Annotated in this window: 15 protein-coding genes; 7 read left to right on the top strand and 8 right to left on the bottom strand. The window is 69.1% G+C overall.

From position 1 onward, the window contains the following. Position 1 precedes the first annotated feature (1 nt). Complete coding sequence (locus tag ST3T6A_RS0104540; RefSeq protein WP_019831712.1) at positions 2–307, top strand: hypothetical protein; 306 nt, start codon at positions 2–4, stop codon at positions 305–307. Positions 308–379: 72 nt separating this feature from the next. Then, positions 380–1864, top strand: coding sequence for an ATP-binding protein (locus ST3T6A_RS0104535; protein WP_019831711.1), 1485 nt, complete (start codon positions 380–382; stop codon positions 1862–1864). Positions 1865–1871: 7 nt separating this feature from the next. Here ST3T6A_RS0104535 and ST3T6A_RS0104530 read toward each other — a convergent pair whose 3' ends face one another. Further along, positions 1872–2213, bottom strand: coding sequence for a hypothetical protein (locus ST3T6A_RS0104530; protein WP_026359422.1), 342 nt, complete (start codon positions 2211–2213; stop codon positions 1872–1874). Positions 2214–2314: 101 nt separating this feature from the next. On the opposite strand from ST3T6A_RS0104530, the gene ST3T6A_RS19255 reads away from it, so the two are divergent. Further along, on the top strand, positions 2315–2677 hold the full coding sequence (locus ST3T6A_RS19255) for a CsbD family protein (protein WP_019831709.1): 363 nt from the start codon (positions 2315–2317) through the stop codon (positions 2675–2677). Positions 2678–2691: 14 nt separating this feature from the next. Then, positions 2692–3390, top strand: coding sequence for an endonuclease/exonuclease/phosphatase family protein (locus ST3T6A_RS0104520; protein ID WP_019831708.1), 699 nt, complete (start codon positions 2692–2694; stop codon positions 3388–3390). A gap of 7 nt (positions 3391–3397) precedes the next feature. On the opposite strand, the gene ST3T6A_RS0104515 is transcribed toward ST3T6A_RS0104520, so the two are convergent. The 3 genes from ST3T6A_RS0104515 to ST3T6A_RS21670 all read right to left on the bottom strand — a co-directional run bounded on the left by ST3T6A_RS0104515 (position 3398) and on the right by ST3T6A_RS21670 (position 10173). Beyond that, a complete protein-coding gene (locus tag ST3T6A_RS0104515; protein WP_019831707.1) occupies positions 3398–7597 on the bottom strand; it encodes a translocation/assembly module TamB domain-containing protein in 4200 nt (1399 codons plus the stop codon). After that, complete coding sequence (locus ST3T6A_RS0104510) at positions 7597–9705, bottom strand: autotransporter assembly complex protein TamA (RefSeq protein WP_019831706.1); 2109 nt, start codon at positions 9703–9705, stop codon at positions 7597–7599. The genes ST3T6A_RS0104515 and ST3T6A_RS0104510 overlap by 1 nt, the downstream gene beginning before the upstream one ends. Before the next feature lie 219 nt (positions 9706–9924). After that, a complete protein-coding gene (locus ST3T6A_RS21670) occupies positions 9925–10173 on the bottom strand; it encodes a hypothetical protein (RefSeq protein ID WP_019831705.1) in 249 nt (82 codons plus the stop codon). Positions 10174–10261: 88 nt separating this feature from the next. Here ST3T6A_RS21670 and ST3T6A_RS21665 point away from each other — a divergent pair, with 88 nt between their 5' ends. Both ST3T6A_RS21665 and ST3T6A_RS0104495 read left to right on the top strand, forming a co-directional pair. Next, complete coding sequence (locus ST3T6A_RS21665) at positions 10262–11011, top strand: Crp/Fnr family transcriptional regulator (protein ID WP_019831704.1); 750 nt, start codon at positions 10262–10264, stop codon at positions 11009–11011. Positions 11012–11075: 64 nt separating this feature from the next. Continuing rightward, positions 11076–11831 (top strand): exonuclease domain-containing protein, encoded by a 756-nt coding sequence (locus ST3T6A_RS0104495; RefSeq protein WP_019831703.1) that lies wholly within the window; start codon positions 11076–11078, stop codon positions 11829–11831. A 1-nt stretch (position 11832) separates the two neighbouring features. Here the strand turns inward: ST3T6A_RS0104495 and ST3T6A_RS0104490 are convergent, their stop codons facing one another. Further along, entirely contained in the window at positions 11833–14109 is a 2277-nt protein-coding gene (locus tag ST3T6A_RS0104490; protein ID WP_019831702.1) for an NADP-dependent malic enzyme, read from the bottom strand. 145 nt (positions 14110–14254) lie between these two features. On the opposite strand from ST3T6A_RS0104490, the gene ST3T6A_RS0104485 reads away from it, so the two are divergent. Then, positions 14255–14947: a glutathione binding-like protein gene (locus tag ST3T6A_RS0104485; protein WP_019831701.1), complete on the top strand. Its 693-nt coding sequence runs from the start codon at positions 14255–14257 to the stop codon at positions 14945–14947. A 3-nt stretch (positions 14948–14950) separates the two neighbouring features. Here the strand turns inward: ST3T6A_RS0104485 and ST3T6A_RS19245 are convergent, their stop codons facing one another. Genes ST3T6A_RS19245 through ST3T6A_RS0104470 form a run of 3 tightly spaced genes read right to left on the bottom strand, consistent with a single transcriptional unit; the run spans position 14951 to position 22853 of the window. Next, entirely contained in the window at positions 14951–16432 is a 1482-nt protein-coding gene (locus ST3T6A_RS19245; protein WP_019831700.1) for an efflux transporter outer membrane subunit, read from the bottom strand. Continuing rightward, the gene (locus ST3T6A_RS0104475) at positions 16429–19746 is read right to left on the bottom strand and encodes an efflux RND transporter permease subunit (RefSeq protein ID WP_019831699.1); all 3318 of its coding nucleotides are present in this window, start codon (positions 19744–19746) and stop codon (positions 16429–16431) included. The genes ST3T6A_RS19245 and ST3T6A_RS0104475 overlap by 4 nt, the downstream gene beginning before the upstream one ends. Further along, positions 19743–22853 (bottom strand): efflux RND transporter permease subunit, encoded by a 3111-nt coding sequence (locus ST3T6A_RS0104470; protein ID WP_019831698.1) that lies wholly within the window; start codon positions 22851–22853, stop codon positions 19743–19745. The genes ST3T6A_RS0104475 and ST3T6A_RS0104470 overlap by 4 nt, the downstream gene beginning before the upstream one ends. Between the last annotated feature and the right edge of the window lie 2 nt (positions 22854–22855).

The raw sequence follows: 22855 nt of genomic DNA, 5'->3' as shown, positions 1-22855 counted from the left end.
CATGCCGCAGGGCGACAAGGACAAATATACCGACAAGCAGAAGCGCAAGGCCGAGCATATCGAGGAAGGCTATGAGGATCGCGGCGTCAGCCACAAGGAGGCGGAACGCCGCGCCTGGGCGACCGTGAACAAGGAATCAGGCGGCGGCAACAAGTCCGGCTCGGGCCGCGGCCATCCCGATACGCATGAATCCTCGAAGAAGGGCGGGAAAGCGGGCGGCGAGGCCTCGGCGGCGCGCCCGGCGTCCGAGCGCTCGGCCTCCGCCAGGAAGGCGGCGGAGACGCGCAAACGCCACGCCCACGGCTGAACCCGCCTCGGGATCGACCAAGATCGGCGCGACTCTCTTGCGCTCCTCCGCACGGCTTTTAAGAGCGGGGGCATGACCGTCTCTGTCGACATGGGCACCGCGCCGGATGGCGCGCCCGCCGTCATGGATCTTGAAGAACTGCTCGCCACCCGTCTGCTCGTGCAGGGCAATTCGGGGTCGGGAAAGTCGCATCTGCTGCGCCGCCTGCTCGAAGGCAGCGCGCCGTGGGTGCAGCAGGTGATCGTCGATCCCGAAGGCGACTTCGTCACGCTCTCCGATCGCTACGGCCATGTCGTCGTCGACGGCGGCGCGCACAGCGAGAATGAGCTGAAGCGCCTGGCACTCCGCATCCGCGAGCAGCGCGTCTCGGTGGTGCTGACGCTGGAGAGCCTCGACGTCGAGGGCCAGATGCGCGCGGCGGCGACCTTCATCGGCACGCTGTTCGATGCCCCCCGCGAGCACTGGTTCCCCGCGCTGGTGGTGGTGGACGAGGCGCAGCTCTTCGCCCCGGCCGTCGCGGGCGAGGTGTCGGACGAGGTCCGCCGCCTGTCGCTGGGCGCGATGACCAACCTGATGTGCCGTGGCCGCAAGCGCGGCATGGCGGGCGTGATCGCGACGCAGCGCCTCGCCAAGCTCGCCAAGAATGTGGCGGCCGAAGCCTCCAACTTCCTGATGGGTCGCACCTTCCTCGATATCGACATGGCGCGCGCAGCCGACCTGCTGGGGCTGGAGCGGCGGCAGGCCGAGCAGTTCCGCGATCTGGCGCGCGGCCATTTCATCGCGCTCGGGCCGGCGGTGTCGCGCCGCCCGCTGGCGATCAAGATCGGCGCGGTCGAGACTTCGGCCCGCAGCGCCTCACCGAAGCTGATGCCCCTCCCCAACGCGCCCGACGACGAGGCGCGCGCCGCCCTGTTCGAGCGCCCGGCCGAGCTGGACCTGCCGCTCCCCGCCGCCCCGCCGCCTCCGCCGCGCCCGAGCATGGAGCAGCTCCTCCGCTCGATCGAGGCGCCCGCCGCCTCGCCCACCGAGGAAGCGCGCGGCCGCCCCGAGCCGACCGCCGAGGAGCGCGACGCGGTGGTCGCCGCCTGCCTCGCCGAGATCATCGCCGACGAGGGTGAGAGTTTCCGCCCGGCCGCCGTGCTGTTCCAGGATTTCGGCGTCCGCTGCCGGATGCGCGGCGTGTCGGATTCAGGCCTCGACCTCGCAGCCTTCCGCACGCGCCTGTCGCTCGCCCGCGCCGGCCTCTACGCGGGGATCGGCGAGGACGACCCGATGGCGGATGCCGCCCGCGAAGCCGAGTTGCTGCCCGAGGATGCGCGCGGCGTCTTCCTGCTCATCGCGCGCGCCGCGCTGGAGCGGGCGCCCTGCCCCTCCGACGCGGAGATCGCCCGCGTCTACGGCACGCACTCGACCGGCCGGGCGAAGCGCCTGCTCTCCTTCCTCGAAGGTCAGGGCGCGATCGTGATCCGCATCGATCTGCGCGGCGGGCGGGCGATCGCGCTCCCCACGCTCGGCTGGACCACCGCCATCTCCGAGCGCGCGCCGACGGATGCCTGACTTGGGATCAGTCGAGCTTGCCGCACTCCGGCAGCTTCAGATCCTTGAGGTCGGCGCATTTGCGCACCTGCACGCTGCCGTCCGGCCCGGCATAGATTGCATAGTCGCCCCCCGGCGTGCAGCGCGCCACCCAGGTGCCGAGATTGCCGTAGGGCCCGCGATAACGGCTGTGCGTCAGCCGGCCGCAGCGCTGGTTGTTGTCGGTGATCGCCCGGCGCAGCGCGCCGTCGCGGTCGGCCTGGCCGAGGTTCATGATCTTCTGGTTGAAGGGATTGGCCCAATAGGGCGTCACGGCCATCGCCGGGGCGCTCATCATCAGGGCGAACAATCCGGCCGTCAGGGCGCGCATTTCATCCATCTCCTTCCAGGCGAACCGGCCCTCCTCGAACCCGAGGCACGATTCAGGCGTTCGTTCGCGCAATAGGCCATATCCATCAGGAGGCAACGCACATGAGCAAGGATCAGATCGAAGGTACCGCCAAAAAGGCGCTCGGCGCGGCGCAGGAGGCGATCGGCAAGGTCGCCAATGACGAGCAGCTCGAAGCGCGCGGCGTGCTCAACCAGGCCGTCGGCACCGTTCAGGATGGCTATGGCAAGGTCCGCGACAAGGTGCGCGACCTGATCGACGACGCCCCCGCCACCGCGCGCGACGCGGTCGATACGGGGCGCGACTATGTGCGCCGCGGCTCCTTCGCGGTGTCGCGCACGATGGGCGACAATACGGCGCTGGTGCTGCTTGCCGCCGGTGCGGCGGGCGCGGCGCTCGGCTGGTTCGCGTTCAAGCGCCGGGGGAAGACCAAGACCGAGAAGTGAGCGGCCCCGCCGCCATGGCGATCAAGGTCGCCAGCTACAACATCCGCAAGGCCATCGGCACGGACCGGCTGCGCAAGCCGGAGCGCATCCTGTCCGTGCTGGCCGAACTGGACGCCGACATCGTCTGCCTCCAGGAGGCCGACCGGCGCACCGGCACGCGGCTGAGCGCCATCCCCTTCGACCTGATCGCCCAGCATTCCGCCTATCGCCCCGTCCCCTACGAGATCCGCCCCGGCGGCATGGGCTGGCACGGCAATGCGATCCTGATCCGGCATGACGCCGAAATCCTCGACCATCGCCCGCTCCATCTGCCGGTGCTGGAACCGCGTGGAGCGGTGATGGCGGACATCAGGGTCCGGGGGCAGGCGCTGCGCATCGTCGGGATGCACCTCGATCTCTCGGGCCTGTGGCGGCGCAAGCAGGCGCGCGCAGTGATCCGCCATGTCGAGGCCTGCGACGGCCATCTCCCCGCCGTGCTGATGGGCGATCTCAACGAGTGGAGCCTCGCGGGTGGCTGCCTCAAGGACTTCATGGGGCATTTCACCTTCGCCCCCACCGCGCCGAGCTTCCACGCCCGCCGCCCGATCGCGCGGCTCGACCGCATCATGACAACGCCCGATCTGGCCGTGATCGATGCCGGCACGCACCACTCGCCGCTCGCGATGCGAGCGTCGGACCATCTCCCCATCTGGGCGACGATCCGGCCGCGCTGATCTTTCCTCAATAGTGCTTGGAATAGCGCAGCGTCACCGCCGGCCCCGTCGCCCCGCCCGCCTGACTGAGCAGGCTCAGCGCGCGGGAGAGCGCGATGGTGAGCTGGGTCTGGGTGAAGCCCTTGGTGTCCGTGATCACCTCCACATAGATGTTGTTGGAGATGTACTTGCCCGCCGCGAGCGAGGTGCCGCGGCCGGTCGATTCGTCCGCCCCCAGCACGCGCAGCCGGTCGAGCCCCGACGCCCCGCGCAGCTTGCCGAGCGGGTTCATGCCGCCGCCCGACCCGCGCAGCGAGTTGAGCGCGGCAGCGAGCTGCAACGCCTGCATTGGCGACAGCGACGTCACCGACGAGCCGAAGAGCAGCCGTGACAGCACCTCGTCCTGCGGCAGGGCCGGCGTGGAGGTGAAGGTGATCTGCGGATGCGTGGCCGTGCCGCCGATGTTGATCGTCGCGGTGACGCCCTCGACCGAGGTGTCGGCGGTGATGTCGAGATCGGGGTCCAGCATCGGGCCGTTGAATTCCACCCTGCTGCTGTTCTCCAGATCGAGCCTGCGCCCGGCGAAGCTGTAGGTGCCGCGCACCACCTGAAGCTGGCCGACCACGGTCGGCGCGCCCGTGGTGCCACCGATCCGCATCTTGGTGCTCCATTCGGATTCGAGCCCCATGCCCGACACATAGATGCGGTTGTCGGCGCGGACGCGGATGGCGAGCTTCCAGTTGCTCGGCGCCGGGCCGGCGGCGGCGGTCGCCTCGGGTGGCGGCGCGCCCTTGCGATGCACGCCGGTGAGGTCGCTCACCTGCGCGGCATCGTTGCGGACGATCTGGTAGCGCGCGTCCTGGATGTTGAGGTCACCCTTGATGAGCCCGCCCGCCGCCTTCGAATTGGTGACCGAGACGGTGCCCGACACGGTGGCGCCTAGCGAATCCGAGTGCGCGAGCTGCGCGTGGTCCAGCGTCGCGGTCATGTCGATCGGGAAGCCGCCCGCCGCATCGATGCCGACCGTGCCCGAGGCCTGGATCGTCCCCGACCCTGCCTTGCCGGTGAAGCGGTTGAGCTGGAACTGCGATTGGGTGAAGCGCCCGTCGAGGACGATGCCGGTGATCGTCGTGCCGGTCGATTCATTCTCGTAACGGAGCTGGTTGGCGCGGACGACACCGGTCAACTGCGGCGCATCGACACGACCCGAGAAGTCGGCGCCCACCGCGATCGGCCCGGCGACGGTCTGCCCGCCGATGCCGGTCAGCGTCCACAGCACCTCGGCCGGGCCGTTATAGCGGATGCCGCCGGTCAGCGGCGCCTTCATCAGCCCCGCGAAACCTTCACCCTGCGGCGCTGCGACCCGCGCCTGTATCCGGCCGATGGTCGTGCCCCCGCGCCGGATCAGCGCATTGAACGCCCCACCGCCCTCGCCCAGCGTGCCGAGCATGGCGATGTCCACCGGATCGGAGACGACGAGCGCGCCCGTCCGCCGGAAATTGGCGATGTCCACCCGCGCCCGCGCCTCGGGAATGGCCGAGCCGTGGAGCGTCACGTCCACCGTGCCCGTCGCCTGCCCGCTCACCCCGAGCGAGGGCGCGAAGGCCTGCGCGATGCCGATGTCGATGCCGTTCAGCTTGGCGTGGACCGTGCTGGTGGCTCCGTAACGGCCGGTCAGCTCGACATTGCCCTGCGGCAGCACGATCGTCGCGGGCTGGAGCACATAGTCGTGCCCCTGAAGCAGCACGACCGCCGGCTGCGCGAGGTGGAAGGCGATGCCGTTCGCCGAGCCCTTGAGATTGGCGAGGATACGCTCGGGCGTGAAGGCGGCCTGGCCTGAGAGGTCGAACGGCACCCCGCTCGATCCGGACGCGATCAGCGCTGCCCGGCCGCGACCGGCGTTATAGTCGATCGTGGCGCGCGCCGAGCGCACCAGCAGCGTGCCCGTCCGCACGTCCACCAGCGCCACCGATCCGTTGAAGGACGGCCCCTCCTTGCGCATCACCAGCGCGCCCCGCACCAGACCCGAGCCGATGGTGACCGGCGGCGTGCCCGGCAGCTTGGCTCCGTTGGCGGTGATGTTGAGGTCCGCCTTCTGATCCGCGCCCGCCGCCGCGAGCTGGATCTGCCCGCCCAGCCCCGAGCCCGACACATGCAAGGCGCCAGCGAACGGACCGCTGGCGGTCTGCACAATGCTGCCCTGCACGCCGATCCCGGCGACGAGGAGCTGATGGACGTCGATCGCCAACGGCCCCTTGCCGTTGCGGATCAGCACGTCGGCGGTGAAGGGGCCATAATTGGAGCCGCCCCTGGCCTTCACCTGATAGCCGGCCTGCGTGCCCGTCAGCACCGCCTCCAGATCGACCAGCCCGACGCCCACGCCCGGACGCGGCGCCTTCAGCACCACTACCGGCCTGGCGAGGCTGCCGCTCGCGACGAGGCTCGCCGGGCCATAGGTGCGCGACCACGCCTCCGCCCGGAAACGGAGGCCGCCATTGCCGAGATTGTACGCTCCCTCGCCGCTCAGGATGCGGAGATCAGGCGCATTCATGCGGAGATTGGAGAGCGTCGCGCCCGCCTTCGGATCATAGCCCACATCGGCCGTCACCACGGCATTGCCGCCGAGCTGTGTCGCAAGGCTGGCATTGGTGATCCGCTTGGTCTCGACGCGGACATGGCCCTTGATGGCGAAGCCGTTGGCCACGCCGGGGACGAGCCTGGCGTCGGTGACGAGATTGATACGGCCGAGGCCGTTCACGTCGTAATCGTTCACCCGGCCCTTGAGCGCGCCGGTATATTTGCCCGTCGCCGTGTCGGCGAGGATCAGCGCGGTGGCGTCGATCCGGTCCGAGCGCAGGTGGAGATTGTCGGAGAAAACCTGCCCCTTGGCATAGGCGATGTCGCCATCCACCCTGAGCCCCGTGACGAGCCCTCCGGCGGCCGCGTTCAGCCCCGTCACCTTCCGCGCGGAGGCATGGATGGGCACGATGATCTTGTCGGCGCTGACGGTGGCATTGCCCTCCGCGACCAGTCCCTCGACGCCCGTGGTGCCGAAGGCGATGGCGTCGGCCGAAGCCTTGTAGGCGATGGCCGGCTTCATGAAGGCGCCGTCCAGCACCGCCGAGATCGCGACATTCCGGCCCGTGAGGTTGGGCGCGATCACGCCGGGCGTCAGCAGGCGCGCGTCGAGATGGACATTGCCGAAGCGGCTGGCCGCGAAGTCGAACAGCCCCTGCGCCCGCGCGGTGAAGGCGGCCGAAGAGAGCTGGACCGTCGTATCCGCCTTGCGCTGGTCGAGTGTGGCGGCCGCGTCGATATGGACAGCGGGCGAGGTCAGCCGCGCCGCCGCACCCGTCAGCATGATCGCCGGCCGCACGTCGCCGAGCGCGCGGAAGCGGCCGTTCTGGCCGGTCAGCGCCACGTCCATCAGCGGCTGCCCGCCGAGCACCGCCCGTGCGCGACCCTTCCAGAGCGTCCAGTCGCCCTGCCCGCCGATGGTGAGATCGAGCGGTTTGCCGAGCTTCGCATAGCTGTCCACCAGCCCGCCCGCGGGCGCGGCCAGCTTCACGTCGACGAGCAGCCGGTCCTTGTCCGGCACGGCGTCGATATGGAGGCGCAGCCTGTCGCCGCCCGCCACGCCCGGCCCGGTCAGCGCGTCCGCATTGACCGCGAGCTGGGCACGCCGATCCGCGATCACGGCATTGCCCTCGATGCGGACGATGTGGCGGCGGCCCGTCACCGGTGCCTCCAGCAGGAAGCGGTCGATGCGCAGATGGCCGAGCGTCAGGTCGATGTCCGGGATGGTCGGCGCGTTGGGCTCGCTCGGCACGGGCTTGAGCGAGGGGTTGCGGAGCATCCGGACCTCGCCCGCCGTCACGCTGTCGAGATCGATCTTCGAGTGGAGATAGGCGAAGGGATGCCAGTCGATCGCGACCTCGGGCGAGGTCAGGAACACGCCGTTCTGATCGCGCACCTCCAGCCCGTGGAGGATCATGTGGCTGTAGATCGAGCCCTCGATCTGCCGCACGCGGATGTTGATGCCCGACTGCGTGGTGTAGCCCGCGAGCTGGCCCGCAATGAAGCGCTTGCCCGGCCCGGTGTTGAACCCGACGATCAGCGCCAGCAGCAGCGCCGCCAGTCCCGCCACCACGATCGCCGTCCACTTGGCGATCCGCGTCCAGAGCGGCTTGCGCTCGATCACAACGACGGTTTCTGGCTCCTCCGCCATCAGAAGGCCTGCCCGATCGAGATGTAGAGCGCGATCTTGGATTCCCCCGGCTGGCGGTTGATCGGGGTCGCGACGTCCACGCGCAGCGGCCCGAAATTGGTGTAGTAGCGCCCGCCGATACCCGCGCCGTAGCGCAGGTGGCTGATGCCGGGCGTGGAGGTCTGCCCCAGCCGGCCGGCGTCGAAGAAGGGCACGATGCCGAAATTGCCGAAGCGATAGCGCGCCTCGACCGCCAGTTCCGTGGAGGAGAGGCCGCCGGTCGGGTTGTTCTGCGCGTCCTTGGGGCCAAGCTCCTGATAGCCGAAGCCGCGCACCGATCCGCCGCCGCCCACATAGATGCGCCGCGACGGCGCAATGTCGTCGAGGCTGGCGCCCTGGATCGAGCTCATCAGCGCGCGGCCCGCCAGCACGATCGACTTGCCGATCGGGAGATAGCCCGTCGCCTGCCCCGTCATCCGCGCATAGCCCTTGAAGCCCTTGCGGATCGACGCCTCGGGGCTGATGCGCGCAAGCAGGCGATAGCCCTTGGTGGGGTTGAGCAGATCGTCGGAGCGATCATACAGCACCTGCCCCGGCAGCGCGGCGATCAGATAGTTGCGGCGCGGGCGATCACCGGTCGGGTCCAGCGCCGCGCCCTTTTCGTTGGTGCCGATGATCTGCGCGCCGATCGTCCAGGTCCAGCGCTTCTGCCAGATCGGCGTGCTCTGCCGCGACCAGTTGACGCCGACGTTCAGCGTCTTGGCGTTGTAGGCGTCGTAGTTGGAATGATCGAAGCCGCCGGAGATCGCGAAGGTCCGGTCGCGCTGCCCCGCATTGGAGCGCGCGAAGGAGGCGTTCAGCCCCTGCTCCAGCGTGCCGCCGATCAGCCCGATCGTGAGCGCACCTTCGGGCGCCCAGATGTTGCGGTGGGTCCAGCTCACCTCGCCCTTGATGCCCTCGCCCGTGCCATAGCCCGCCGAGCCCGAGAGCGTCCGCCACGGACCTTTCCGCTGCGTCACCATCAGGTCGACGATCTCGCTGCCGTCGGCTGCCTGCGTGTGCGTGTCGACCGGCTCGACCGCGACCGTCGAGAAGATGCCCGTCGCCACCAGCGCCTGCCGCAGGTCGTCGGCCTTGCGGCTGTCATAGGGATCGCCCCGCTTGAAGCGCGGGAAGACGTTCAGATGCTCGACCGAGAACATCGTCTTGGGATCGACGGGCTTCTGCGGTTTCTGCGGCTTGGCCTTCTTGCCCTTCTTCCGCGGATTGAGGCCGCCCGTGCCCTTGGCGATCTTGGTCTGGAGCCCGCCGAAGCTGGAGCGCGGGCCAGCATCGAGGGGCAGGCTGTAGTCGCCGGTATGGCTCTGATCGTCGAGCAGGATGTCCCGCTGGCCGACCTTGGCGAAGGGATAGCCCTGCTGCGGCAGCGCCAGCGCGACCTGCGCTTCGCCACCCTCCACTTGCACGGCGCGGATCGGCGCGCCCGTCTGGAGCGGCAGCGCCTTGCGGGCGATCGCGGTCGGCTCGGGCGGCGCGCCGGTGACGGCGATCTGCCCGAAACCATAGCGCGGCCCCGGCGTCACGCTGATCGTCGCCGCCACCTGCCCCGGCTGGTTGGGCACGGGCAGCACCGTCGAGGAGGCGACGCCGTCATAATAGCCCTCGGAGCGGAGCAGGCGCTCGGCCAGCGCCACGTCGTCGCGCGCACGCGCCTGCACCTGCGCGCTGTTCGCGGCCTTGTGCTTGCCGGCGTCGAGTTCGGAGACGCTGCGGAACTCATCCTCCAGACCGAGCTTCGAGAGCCCCTCCACCTTCACCGAGTAGCGGATACGCGCCTCCTCGGCGGACGGCACCTTGGCCTTGCCGAGATCGGGCGTCGGATCGAAGCCGGCGAGCGGCGGCAGCGGCTGGGCGAGATCGGTCTCCGCCGGCGGCGCGACCGAGGGCTCGGCAGGCGCGGCGGCGGCAGGAGCAGGCGGCGGCGCGACGCTGTCGAGCGGCGGCAGCGCGGCGTCGAAGGCCGCATCCCCGGCCGGGTCGACCGCCTGCGTCGGCGCGTTATTCGATGAAGCGGGCGGCTGCGCCCAGCCCGGCGTCGCCAGCGACAGCGCGAAGACCAGCGCGATCAACCGCGATGGAGCATGGGCGGCACCACGGGCGGAGGCATGACGCCACGCTCGGTCCGTCCACGATGATCCCACGCCCAACCCCCTCAAAACGCCTCGCAACTTGCGATGCCACTCGGCAAACGCCAGATTTTCACCCCGGTTCCCCCGTCGAATGCACTGTCTGCAAGCCGAGGGGAAGCCCGTCCGGAGGTCCGCACGGCAGATCGCACCCCCTCGCGATCAGCTTGCGGGCTTGGGTTCGCCCTCCGTCTTTTCCGGCTCGGCCACGACGCGGCTGCGCTCCGCTTCCCGCCACAGCAACACGCCGCCTGCCGCAACCAGCGCCAGCCCGATCGGCCGGCGCCCGCGCTTCAGCATCAGCGAGGCGCCGGTGGTGAGGAGCGCGGTGCTGATCACCCCCGCCGGCATCACGCCCACGCGACGCTGCGCGGCCCCGATCAGCATCGACTTGGCAAACGTGCGCAGCATCTTTCGTCTCCCGTCGGGCGTTGCGGACGAGGCTTGCGTCCACCCGATGGTCGGGCGCAATAAGAATCGAGCAGGAAGCAGCCCAGCCATGCACACCGCCGTCCTTCATTATCTCGATCCCTTCGTCGACAAGATCGAAACCCGCGATCGCCTGACCGAGGAGGAGAGGGAAGCGCTCTACGCGCTCCCGCAGAAGCTGGTGCGCACCGCCGCGCGCAGCCGGATCGTGGAGGAAGGCGAGCGGCCGACGCATTGCTGCATGGTGCTGGAAGGCATCGTCTACCGCTCCAAGCTGACGGCGAGCGGGCAGCGGCAGATCATGTCCTTCCATGTGCCCGGCGACATGGTCGACCTGCATACCATCCTCTTCAAGGTGGCGGACCACACGATCGAGACGGTGCGCAGCGCCGCCGTGGTGCTGGTGCCGCACGGCGCGGTCCTGAGGGCGGCGGAGGAATATCCCGCCCTCGCCCGCGCCTTCTGGTACGACACGCTGCTCGACACTTCGATCCATCGCGAGACGCTGCTCAACGTCGGCCGGCGCGATGCGCGCACCCGCACGGCGCACCTGCTCTGCGAGCTGGCGGTGCGGCTGAAGCGGGTGGGTCTCGTCAATGGAGGCCGCTTCGAGCTGCCCCTCACCCAGATCGATCTCGCGGACGCGCTGGGGGTGACGCCGATCCACATGAACCGCGTCCTCGCCCGTTTCCGCAAGGAGGGACTGATCGTGGTCAGCGGCCGGTCGGTGACCATACCGGACTGGAAGGCGCTGGTCGCGATCGGCGAGTTCGACGCGACCTACCTCCACCTCGAAGGGCCGAGCGACCTCCATCTGTGAGGCAGGCCGGCTCGGGGGATCGGGCGGGGATGACGTCCAGCCCGGACTGAACCATATTCCGGGCATGTCCGCGTCCCGTATCCGCGTGATCGATCTGGAGACGACAGGCCCCCGCCCGCCGGCCCACGGCGTCTGCGAGATCGGCTGGCAGGATGTCGTGCAGGGTGCGGACGGGCGCTGGATCGTCAATGGGGAGCGGGGCCAGCGGCTGGTTCATCCCGGCCGACTGATCCCGCCCGTCACCATGGCGATCCATCACATCATCGACGCCGACGTGGCGGATGCGCCGCTCTGGCCCCAGGTCGCGCCGTCGATCCTGCGGCCGGAAGACGGCGCGCTCGCGCTGGCCGCGCACCATGCCGCCTTCGAGCAACGCTTCTGCACGCCTGCGCTCACCGGCGGCGCGCGGTGGATCTGCACCTGGAAATGCGCGCTCAGGCTGTGGCCGGGCTCGCCCAGCTTCTCCAATCAGGTGTTGCGCTACTGGCGGATGCCGGCGGGGCTGGACCGCGCCCTCGGCCTGCCCGCCCACCGCGCCCTGCCCGACGCCTATGTGACGGCGCACCATCTGCGCGACATGCTCAATCAGGCGTCCGTCGCCCAGTTGCTGGCGTGGAGCGCCGAGCCCGGCCTGCTGCCGCGCGTGCCGGCGGGCGCGCACCGCGGGCAGCACTGGCCGGAGCTGGATCTCGACACGCTCCATCGCCTCGCCGCCGATCGCGACGAGGATGTCCGCTTCACCGCGCGGACCGAGTTGAAGCGGCGCGGCGAGAATGGCCCGCCCGAGCCGCCCCCGCCGCCACAGGGCACGCTCTTCTAGCTCAATCCTCGCCGGGCGCCGCGTTGCCGGCGGCCGCGAGCGCCGTCATGTTGACGATGCCGCGCGCGGTGGCGCTGGCGGTCAGCACATGGATCGGCTTCGACATGCCGAGCAGCATCGGCCCCACCTGAAGCGCGTTGGTGGCCGCCGACAGCAGCGTGAAGGCGATGTTCGCCGCATCGAGATTGGGCATGACCAGCAGGTTCGCGCCGTTGGTCAGGCTGCTCGACGTCACCATCAGATCGCGCAGCGCCGGGATCAGCGCGGCATCGGCGTGCATCTCGCCGTCGATCTCCAGCTCGGGCGCATCCTCGCGCACCAGCGCCAGCGCCTCGCGCATCTTGCGCGCGCTCGGCGAGTTGGAGGCGCCGAAATTGCTGTGGCTGAGAAGAGCCGCGCGCGGCGTGATGCCGAAGCGGCGGATCGCGTCGGCCGCGAGCACGGTCATCTCGGCCACCTCCTCGGCGGTCGGGTCGACGTTCATGTGCGTGTCGCAGAAGAACAAAGTCCGCTCGCCCAGGATCAGCGCCGAGAGCGCATAGACACGCTGGAGCCCCGGCAGGCGGGGGATGATCGGCAGCACGTCGGCGGTCTGCTGCCACCAGTCGGCCGCACCGCCACAAAGCGCCGCGCCCACCATGCCGCGCTGGAGCAGCATGGCGGCGGTCAGCGCCGGACGCCCCCGCATCCGGTAGCGCGCCGCACCGGGGGTGACGCCGCGACGGTCGACGATCTTCTGATAGCCATCGGTCAGCGGGGCGAGCACTTCCTCGTCGGCGAAGGGATCGACGATCTCGACATCCTGCCCCACCGCCATGCGCAAGCCGAGGCCGCTGATCTTGGACTTGATGACATCCCGTCGGCCGATCAGCACCGGGCGCGCCAGCCGCTCGTCGACCACCACCTGCGCGGCACGGAGCACGCGCTCGTCCTCGCCCTCGGCATAGGCCACGCGGGTCTGGGCGGCGCGCGCCTTCTCGAACACCGGGTGCATGAGCTGGCCCGAGCGATAGGCGAAGCGCTGGAGCTGCTGCTCATAGGCGACGAAATCCTCGATCGGATGGCGCGCCACGCCGGTCGCCATCGCGGCCTTGGCCACCGCCGGCGCGATCAGCAGCGCGAGGCGCGGATCGAAGGGCTTGGGGATGATATAATCCTGCCCGAACACCAGCGCCGCGCCGCCATAGGCGCGCGCCACCACCTCGTCCGGCTCGATCCGCGCGAGTTCGGCGATCGCCTCGACGCAGGCCAGCTCCATCTCGGCGTTGATCGTCGTCGCGCCGCAATCGAGCGCGCCCCGGAAGATGTACGGGAAGCAGAGCACGTTGTTGACCTGGTTCGGATAGTCCGACCGGCCGGTCGCCATGATCGCGTCGGGACGCACCTGCTGCACGATCTCGGGCCGCACCTCGGGCTCGGGATTGGCGAGTGCGAGGATCAGCGGCTTCTCGGCGAGCAGCGGCAGCCACTCTTCCTTGAGCACGCGCGGCGCGGAGAGGCCGAGGAACACGTCGGCACCCGCGATCACGTCGCCCAGCGTGCGCGCGTTGGTCTCGCGCGCGAAGGGCTCCAACTCAGGGGTCAGGCCCTCGCGGCCCTTGTAGACGACGCCCTTGATGTCGGTGAGCGTCACATTGTCCTGCGGCAGGCCCATCGCGATCAGCAGGCGCACGCAGGCCATCGCCGCAGCACCCGCGCCCGACGTCACCACCTTCACCTCGGAGAGATGCTTGCCCTGAAGCAGCAGGCCGTTGCGCACCGCCGCCGCGCAGACGATCGCGGTGCCGTGCTGGTCGTCGTGGAAGACGGGGATGTTCATCCGCTCGCGCAGCTTCGCCTCGATCTCGAAGCATTCCGGCGCCTTGATGTCCTCGAGGTTGATCGCGCCGAAGGTCGGCTCCAGGGCTGCGACCACCTCGACGAACTTGTCCGGGTCGGTGGCGTCGACCTCGATGTCGAACACGTCGATGCCGGCGAATTTCTTGAAGAGGACGGCCTTGCCCTCCATCACCGGCTTGGACGCCAGCGCGCCGATATTGCCGAGGCCCAGCACCGCCGTGCCGTTGGAGATCACCGCCACCAGATTGCCGCGCGCTGTATAGTCGCGCGCCAGATCGGGGTTCGCCGCGATGTCGAGACAGGGCGCCGCCACGCCGGGCGAATAAGCGAGCGCGAGGTCGCGCTGCGTTTCCATCCGCTTGGTGGGCTCGATGGAGAGCTTACCGGGGCGCGGCTCGCGGTGATAGTTGAGCGCGGCCTGCCGAAGCGCGTCGTCCATGTCGTCTCCTCGTTCGAGTCAAACCAGCCCATAGCGTTCGCACGGCGGGGGGTGAACCCGCTTGTCGCTTCTTCGCATGAAGGGGTGGCGGCGGGCGGGCGGCCTCCCCATGTCCGCGGCCTGTTGCTGCGATCAGGGGTGTGTGATGATCGACCTTCACTACTGGACCACGCCGAACGGCCACAAGATCACGCTTTTCCTGGAGGAAGCGGGCCTCCCCTACAGCATCCATCCGGTGAACATCGGCAAGGGCGACCAGTTCGCGCCCGACTTCCTCGCCATCGCGCCCAACAACCGCATCCCCGCGATTGTCGATCATGAGCCGGCCGGCGGCGGCGAGCCCATCTCGTTGTTCGAGAGCGGCGCGATCCTGCTCTATCTCGCCGACAAGACCGGCCGCTTCATTCCGCAAGAGCCGCACGCCCGCGCCGAGGTGCTGCAATGGCTGTTCTGGCAGATGGGCGGGCTTGGGCCGATGGCGGGGCAGAACCACCACTTCACCCAATATGCGCCCGAGACGATCCCCTACGCCATCGACCGCTACGTCCGCGAGACGGCGCGGCTCTACGGCGTGATGGACAAGAGGCTGGCCGACCGCCCCTTCCTCGCCGGCGAGGGCTATTCGATCGCGGACATGGCCAGCTATCCGTGGATCGTCCCGCACGAGCGCCAGCGGCAGGATCTCGCCGACTTCCCCAACCTGAAGCGCTGGTTCGAGGCGATCGCCGAGCGCCCGGCCACCAAGCGCGCCTACGCATTGGCCGACACGATCAACACCGCGCCCTCGGTCAGCGACGAGGAATCGCGCCGCATCCTGTTCGGACAGGGCGCGCGCTGATCCTCAGGGCTGCTGGGACTTGCGGATCGCGGCGGCCCGCGCGGCTTCCGCGCCGTTGGTGATGTCCGCCTGGTTCCAGCCGCCGCCCAGCGCCTGGATGAGCGCGACCGCCGCGTTCTGCCGGTCAAGCTGCCCCTGAATCAGCGCGCGGCGGGCGGAAAGCGCCGTCGCCTGCGCGCTTACCACGTCGGTGTAGACGATGATGCCTGCACGATACTGGTCGCGGATCGAGGCCTCGCTCTTGTCGGCAGCCACCGACGCGGCGCGGAGCAACACCTCCTGCCGCGCCAGCACCTGCTCGGCGACCAGATTGTCCTGCACGTCCTGGAAGGCGGTGAGCGCCACCTGCCGGTAGTTCGCGACCGCGCCCTCATAGGCCGCGCGCGCCTGCTGCACGCGGGCCGAGCGCGCGCCGAAATCGAGGATTGTCTCGCTCACCTGCGCGCCCAGCGACCACAGCAGCGCCGACGACGCGAACAGCCCCGACAGCGAGCCATTGTTGAACCCGCCATTGCCCGACAGGCCGAGGGTCGGGAAGAAAGCGGCCTTCTCCACCCCGATCTCGGCATTGGCGGCGGCGACCTGCCGCTCCGCCGAGGCGACGTCCGGGCGGCGCTCCAGTAGCGTCGAGGGCAGCACCGCCGGCACGTCGGGCGTCACCGGCGTCCACGCGCCCGCCAGCGTGGGGAGCGTGAAGCTCGCCGGGTTCTCGCCGACCAGCACGGCGATCGCATCCTCAAACTGGGCGCGGGTGCGCTTCTCGCCTTCGAGGTCGGACTGGGCGGAGGCGAGCTGGGACTGGCCCTGGAATACGTCGGTATGCGGCGCGATGCCGGCATTGTAGCGGTTGGTCGCGATCTGGAGCGAGCGCTGATAGGCCTCGACCGTCGCGGTCAGGCTCGCGATCTGGGCGTCGGCGGCACGCAGGCTGAGATAGTCGGTGGCCAGCTCGCCATGCAGCGCGAGCCGCGCCGAGGCGAGGTCCGCCAGCCGTGCCTGCTCCGTCGCGTGCGCGTTGGAGACGGTGTTGCCGATCTTGCCGAACAGGTCCGGCTGCCAGCTTCCGCCGAGCGACACGGTGTAGTTGTTCGATACCCGCGCGCCCGAGGAGCTGACGCCCCCCGTCACGATGCTGCGCGAGCCGCCCGAGACGGTGTGGGTCACGGCGCCGTTGGCGGTGATGGTCGGGAACAGGCTCGCCCGCGCCTCGCGGGTGGCGGCGCGCGCTTGGCGATAGGTCGCGGCGGCCTGCGCCAGCGTCTGGTTGTGCGCGTCGGCACGGGAGACGAGATCGGTCAGCGTCGCGTCGTTGAAGCCGATCCACCAGTCGCCACGCGGGGCCCCGTCGGCGGGGGCTGCGGGCTGCCAGCCCTCGACCGGCTTCCAGTCGGCCGGCAGCTTCACGACAGGCCGCGCATAATGCGGCGCGAAGGAGCAGCCGGCGAGCGCGGCGATCAGGACAACGGAGAAGGCTTTACGGATCATGCGGGCAGCTCACGCAGGCGTCGCCGCCGGTCGCGCCGCTGGCGGCGGCGCTCGGCGAGGCGATCGAGGCAGACATAGACGACGGGCGTCGTGATGAGGGTGAGGATCTGGCTCGCGACCAGACCGCCGACGATGGCGACGCCGAGCGGGCGGCGCAGCTCCGCCCCCTCGCCGAAGCCGATCGCCAGAGGCAGCGCGCCGAGCGCGGCGGCCAGCGTCGTCATCAGGATCGGGCGGAAGCGCAAAAGCGACGCCTCGCGGGCGGCCTGCTCGGCGGTGAGCCCGCGCGAGCGCTGCGCCTCCAGCGCGAAGTCGATGATGAGGATCGCATTCTTCTTCACGATGCCGAGCAGCAGGAACACGCCGATCAGCGCGATGATCGAGAAATCCATCCCGAACATCATCAGCGCCAGCACCGCCCCCACGCCCGCCGCCGGCAGCGTCGACAGCACGGTGATCGGGTGCACGAGATTCTCGTAGAGCATCCCCAGCACGATATAGATCGTCACCAGCGCGGCGAGGATCAGCAGCGGCTGCGATCCCTGCTGCTGCTTGTAGGTGAGCGCCGCGCCCGCGAAGGTGCCGTGGACGTTGTTCGGCAAGGCGATCTGGGCCGATGCGGCGTCGATGGCGGTTTCGGCATCCGACAGCGCCTTGCCGGGAGCGAGATCGAAGGAGATGGTGGCCGCCACCTCGGTGCCCTGATGGTTGACGCTCGCGGCCGTCGGCGCCTGCCCGAAGGTCGAGATGGCCGGCAGCGGCACCATGTTGCGGAAGCTCGAACTCAGCGCCGAACCCGTCGAAGGATCGCGCAGCGCCGGGTTGGTGGGCACCGAGGCGGTCGCCGTCTGGCCGGACTGGGCCGAGGTGGCGCTCGCCCCCACGGCCGTCCCCTGCGCCGAGAGGCCCGCCGACAGGCTGTTGCCGATCCCGCCTGCGCTGCCCGTCGTGGCGTTGACGCCCGTGCTGGGCGCCGCGGCCGCACCGGCGGGCACGCGCACGTCGGGCAGGTTCTGCGGTCCGGTGGTGGCGCGCTGATCCCAGCCGAGGATCACGCTGTACTGGTTGATGTCCTCGTAGATGGTCGCGACGTTGCGCTGGCCGAAGGCGTCGTAGAGCGCATTGTCCACGTCGCGTGGGCTGATGCCGACGCGCGAGGCGGCGTCCTTGTCGATGGTGACGAAGCTCTCGACGCCATTCTCGGCGAGATCGCTGTCGACATTCTGGAGGACCGGGCTGTCCTGCATCGCCGTGGTCAGCTTCTGCGCCCATTTCCGAAGGTCGGCGCTGCTGTCGGCCATCAGCGTGTACTGATAGGTCGAATTGCCCTGCCGCCCACCTATGCGCAGGTCCTGCACGGGCGAGAGGAACAGGCGGATGCCCTGCACCGGCTGCAACTTGCGCTGGAGCCGCTGGATCACGTCGGTGCTGGCAAGGCCGTGACGCTGGCTCTGGGGTTTGAGCGCGATCATGATGAAGGCGCCGCCGGCACGGCTGCCGCCGGTGAAGCCGACGACGCTCTGCACCGCACGATCGCTTTTGATGATGCCGACGATCTGCTGGAGCTTGGTCTGCATCGACTGGAAGGACACGCTCTCGTCGGCGCGCACGCCCGCCATGACGAGCGGGCTCTCCTGTTGCGGGAAGAAGCCCTTGGGCACCACGACATAGAGGTAGAAGGTAAGCCCGATCACCGCGGCGAGCAGCAGGATCACCAGCGGCTTCATCGCCAGCGCCCAGTCGAGCGCCGCCGCATAGCCGCGCTCGATCCGCTGATAACCACGCTCCAGCACACGCCCGACGCGGCCCTCGCGGCGCCCCTCGCCCGGCTCGCCCGAGCGCAGGAACCAGGCGCAGAGCATCGGCGTCATGGTGAGCGACAGCACCAGCGAGATCATCACCGCCACCGACAGCGTCACCGCGAACTCGCGGAACAGGCGGCCGACGATGCCGCCCATGAACAGCAGCGGGATGAACACCGCCACGAGGCTGATCGAGATCGACAGCACGGTGAAGCCCACCTCCGACGCGCCCTTCAGCGCCGCGTCGAAGCGGTTCATCCCCTGCTCCAGATGGCGCGTCGTGTTCTCCAGCACGACGATCGCGTCATCGACGACGAAGCCCGTCGCCACCGTGATCGCCATCAGCGACAGGTTGTTGAGGCTGAACCCGAGCAGATACATCACGCCGAAGGTGCCGAGCAGCGACACGATCGTCGCCACCGCCGGGATCATCGTCGAGCGCAGGTCGCGCAGGAAGGCGAACACCACGATCACCACGAGGATCAGCGCGATCCACACCGTGATCTCGATCTCGCGGATGGAGGCGCGGATCGAGCTGGTGCGATCGACCGCGACGGCCACCTTGATGTCCGCCGGAAGCTGCGCTTCGAGCGCGGGCAGCTCGGCGCGGATGGCGTCGACCATCTGGATCAGGTTCGCGCCCGGCTGCTGGGTGATGTTGACGATGATCGCGCGCTGGCCGTTGTAGAGGCCCATGGTGCGGGTGTCGGCGACGCTGTCTGTCACGTCGGCGATATCGCCGAGCCGCACCGCCGCGTCGCCACGCCACGCCACGACGAGCGGACGATAGTCCACCGCCTTGCGGCCGGCCGCGTTGGTGTAGATCTGCCAGCTCCGCCCGTCGGCGCCCTGCAGCAGGCCTTTGGGGCGGTTGGCGTTGGCGGCCTCGATCGCGGCGCGGACGTCCTCCATGGCGATGCCGTACTGGCTCAGCCGATAGGGGTTCACCGACACGCGCACCGCCGGCAGCGAGCCGCCGCCCACCTCGACGTCGCCGACACCCGCGATCTGGAGCATGTGCTGCTGCACAATGTTAGAGACGGCATCGTAGATCGCGCCCGGCGTGCGCGTATCGGACGTGAGCGCCAGCGTGACGACCGGCTGGTTGGCCGGGTTCACCTTCCGATAAGTCGGATTTTGCCGCAGCGTCGCGGGCAGGTCGACGCGGCTGGCGTTGATCGCTGCCTGCACCTCGCGCGCGGCGCCGTCGATATTCTTGCCGAGGTTGAACTGGAGCGTGACCCGCGTCGAGCCGAGCGAGCTTTGCGAGGTCATCTCGGTGACGCCCGAGATGGTCGAGAGCCGCCGTTCGAGCGGGGTCGCCACGCTCTGCGCCATCACCTCGGGGCTCGCGCCCGACAGGTTGGCCGACACGCTGATCGTCGGGAAATCCACCTGCGGCAGCGGCGCCACCGGCAGCGAGAAGAAGCCCGCGATCCCGGCCAGCGCCAGGCCGATCGTCAGCAGGATGGTGCCGATCGGCCGCCGGATGAAGGGCGCCGACAGGTTCATGGGGTCGCTTCCGGCCCGATGTCCGGCGACGATTTCACGCCCCAGCCGCGCCGGGCCAGCCGCTGCTGCGCCTTGTCGAAATAGAGATAGACGATCGGCGTCGTGAACACGGTCAGCAGCTGGCTCACCAGCAGGCCGCCGAAGATCGCGATGCCGAGCGGACGGCGCAGCTCCGCCCCCTGCCCCATGCCGACCATCAGCGGGATCGCGGCGAACAGCGCCGCGAGCGTCGTCATCAGGATCGGGCGGAAACGCAGGATCGCCGCCTGCCGGATCGCCTCGCGCGGGGGGAGCCCCTCGTCGCGCTCGGCGGCGATGGCGAAGTCGATCATCATGATCGCGTTCTTCTTCACGATGCCGATCAGCAACACGATGCCGATGATCCCGATGATGTCGAGATCATGCCCCGTCACCCACAGCGCCAGCACCGCACCCACCGCCGCCGACGGCAGCGTGGACAGGATCGTCACCGGATGGATGAAGCTCTCATAGAGCACGCCCAGCACGATATAGACGCAGATCACCGCCGCGAGGATCAGCCAGAGCTGGTTGGTCAGCGACGAGGCGAAGGCCCCCGCCGCGCCGAGGAAGGTGATCGAGATGCCGGGCTTGAGCTGAAGCGCCTTCACCTTCGCCTGAATCGCGCTCGTCGCCGTGCCGAGCGAGACGCCGGGCGCGGTGTCGAAGCCGATGGTCGCCGCCGGGAACTGGCCGACATGGGTAATCTGGAGCGGCGACTTGCCTTCGGTGATCGTCGCCACCGCGTTGAGAGGCGTCGCCCCGCCCTGCGCCGGCAGATGGAGCAGCCCCAGCGACTGCGGATCGGAGAGCAGACCGGGTGCCGCCTCCAGGATCACGCGATACTGGGTCGTTTCAGTGAAGATGGTCGAGACGATGCGTTGCCCGAAGGCGGAATAAAGCGTGTCGTCCACCGACGAGGCAGTGATGTTGAGCCGCGCCGCGGTGTCGCGATCGATATTGATGAAGGCCGCCGCACCCTCCGCGCCCGCATCGGTGGTGACGTTGCGGACCTTGGAGACGGATTGCAGCGCCTTCACGATCCGCTTCGCCTCGGCGTTCACGTCGGCCGTGTTCGAGCCCTGCACCGAGAAGCGATACTGGGTCGGCCCGCTCTCCGCGTCGATCGTCAAATCCTGCGTCGGCTGGAGATAGAGGGTCAGCCCTGGAATCTGGTCCACCGCCTGCTTCAGGCGGCGCATCACGCGCTCCTGGCTGCCGTGGCTTTCCTTGAGGTTGATGAGCATCGTGCCCGAATTGAGCGCGGCATTGTTGGAGCCGTCGACGCCGACGAAGGACGACAGCGACTGGACCGACCTGTCCTGAAGGATCAGGTTCGCCGCCTGCCCCTGCAACTGGGCCATGCGATCATAGGATACGCTGGTGGTGGCGATGATGCGCGCCTGAAGCTGGCCGGTGTCCTGCGTCGGGAAGAGGCCCTTGGGGATGACGAGATAGAGCATCGCCGTCAGCACTAGCGTGGCGATCGCCACCATCAGCGTCGCGAAACGGCGCTCCAGCACGAAGTCGAGGCCCCGCGTGTAATGCTTCTCGACCCAGGTGAAGGCCTCGGCCGAACGCTGGGCGATACGGCTGGGATGCTCGTCCTTGGGCTCCTTGAGCCAGCGGGCCGAGAGCATCGGGGTCAGCGTCAGCGACACCACCGCCGAGATCAGGATGGTGACGGCCAACGTCACCGCGAACTCGCGGAACAGGCGGCCGACGATGTCGCCCATGAACAGCAGCGGGATCAGCACCGCGATCAGCGAGACGGTCAGCGAGATGATCGTGAAGCCGATCTCGCCCGCGCCCTTCAGGGCCGCCTCGAAGGGCTTCATCCCCTCTTCGATGTGGCGCTGGATATTCTCGATCATCACGATCGCGTCGTCGACGACGAAGCCGGTCGCGATGGTGAGCGCCATGAGGGACAGGTTATCGAGGCTGTAGTTCAGCAGATACATCACGCCGAACGTGCCGATCAGCGAGATCGGCACCGCCAGCCCCGCCACCAGCGTCGCGCGCGCCGAGTGGAGGAAGAAGAAGATCACCAGCACCACGAGCACGACCGCCAGCACCAGCTCGAACTCGACATCATGCACCGAGGCGCGGATGCCGGTGGTGCGATCGGCCAGCACCTCGGCATGGAGGCCGGCGGGGAGGCTCTTCAGCAGCTCGGGAAGCTCGGCCTTGATGGCGTCGGTGGTCTGGATGACGTTGGCGCCAGGCTGGCGCTGGACGTTGAGGATGATCGCGGGCGTCTTGCCCGCGAGCGCGCCGAGGCGGGCATTCTCCGCGCCTTCAACGACTTGCGCCACATCCTTGAGGCGGACCGGCGCATTGTTCTGATAGGCGACGATCAGATCCTGATAATCCTGAACCGTCTCCAACTGGTCGTTGGCGTTGATCTGGTAGGATCGGTTCGCGCCGTCGAAGCTGCCCTTGGCGCTGTTCGCGTTGGCATTGTCGATCGCGGTGCGGAGCTGGGCGAGCGACAGGCCGTAGCTCGACAGCGCCTGCGTGTCGGCGCGGATGCGCATCGCCGGCTTCTGCCCGCCCGCCAGCCCGACCAAACCGACGCCCGTGATCTGGCTGATCTTCTGGGCGAGCCGCGTGTCGACGATCGACTGCACCTGCGTCAGCGGGATCGTGTCCGACGTGATCGCGATCGTCATGATCGGCGCGTCGGCCGGGTTGATCTTCGCATAGACCGGCGGCGCGGGGAGATCGGCCGGGAGCAGCGCGGTGGAGGCGTTGATCGCCGCCTGCACCTCCTGCTCGGCCACATCGAGGCCCTCGGTCAGCCCGAACTGGAGCGTGATGACCGACGCGCCGGCCGAGCTGGTCGACGCCATGCGGCTCAGGCCCGGCATCTCGCCGAACTGGCGCTCCAGCGGCGCCGTCACCGTCTGGCTCATCACCTCGGGGCTGCCGCCCGGATAGAGCGTCGTCACCTGGATGGTGGGATAATCCACCTCGGGCAGCGCCGACAGCGACAGGAAGTGGAAGCCGACCAGACCCGCCAGCACGATGGCGAGCATGAACAGGGCCGTGGCGACCGGCCGCAGGATGAAGAGACGCGAAGGGCCCATGG

The sequence above is a fragment of the Sphingomonas sp. PR090111-T3T-6A genome (assembly GCF_000383095.1).
GTDB lineage: Bacteria > Pseudomonadota > Alphaproteobacteria > Sphingomonadales > Sphingomonadaceae > Solisphingomonas.
This window is presented reverse-complemented; position numbering and strand designations above follow the sequence as displayed.

Coding starts and splice junctions, on each gene's coding strand:
- ST3T6A_RS0104540 (WP_019831712.1), top strand. CDS start 2: ATGCCGCAGGGCGACAAGGACAAATATACCGACAAGCAGAAGCGCAAG.
- ST3T6A_RS0104535 (WP_019831711.1), top strand. CDS start 380: ATGACCGTCTCTGTCGACATGGGCACCGCGCCGGATGGCGCGCCCGCC.
- ST3T6A_RS0104530 (WP_026359422.1), bottom strand. CDS start 2,213: ATGCGCGCCCTGACGGCCGGATTGTTCGCCCTGATGATGAGCGCCCCG.
- ST3T6A_RS19255 (WP_019831709.1), top strand. CDS start 2,315: ATGAGCAAGGATCAGATCGAAGGTACCGCCAAAAAGGCGCTCGGCGCG.
- ST3T6A_RS0104520 (WP_019831708.1), top strand. CDS start 2,692: ATGGCGATCAAGGTCGCCAGCTACAACATCCGCAAGGCCATCGGCACG.
- ST3T6A_RS0104515 (WP_019831707.1), bottom strand. CDS start 7,597: ATGGCGGAGGAGCCAGAAACCGTCGTTGTGATCGAGCGCAAGCCGCTC.
- ST3T6A_RS21670 (WP_019831705.1), bottom strand. CDS start 10,173: ATGCTGCGCACGTTTGCCAAGTCGATGCTGATCGGGGCCGCGCAGCGT.
- ST3T6A_RS21665 (WP_019831704.1), top strand. CDS start 10,262: ATGCACACCGCCGTCCTTCATTATCTCGATCCCTTCGTCGACAAGATC.
- ST3T6A_RS0104495 (WP_019831703.1), top strand. CDS start 11,076: ATGTCCGCGTCCCGTATCCGCGTGATCGATCTGGAGACGACAGGCCCC.
- ST3T6A_RS0104490 (WP_019831702.1), bottom strand. CDS start 14,109: ATGGACGACGCGCTTCGGCAGGCCGCGCTCAACTATCACCGCGAGCCG.
- ST3T6A_RS0104485 (WP_019831701.1), top strand. CDS start 14,255: ATGATCGACCTTCACTACTGGACCACGCCGAACGGCCACAAGATCACG.
- ST3T6A_RS19245 (WP_019831700.1), bottom strand. CDS start 16,432: ATGATCCGTAAAGCCTTCTCCGTTGTCCTGATCGCCGCGCTCGCCGGC.
- ST3T6A_RS0104475 (WP_019831699.1), bottom strand. CDS start 19,746: ATGAACCTGTCGGCGCCCTTCATCCGGCGGCCGATCGGCACCATCCTG.
- ST3T6A_RS0104470 (WP_019831698.1), bottom strand. CDS start 22,853: ATGGGCCCTTCGCGTCTCTTCATCCTGCGGCCGGTCGCCACGGCCCTG.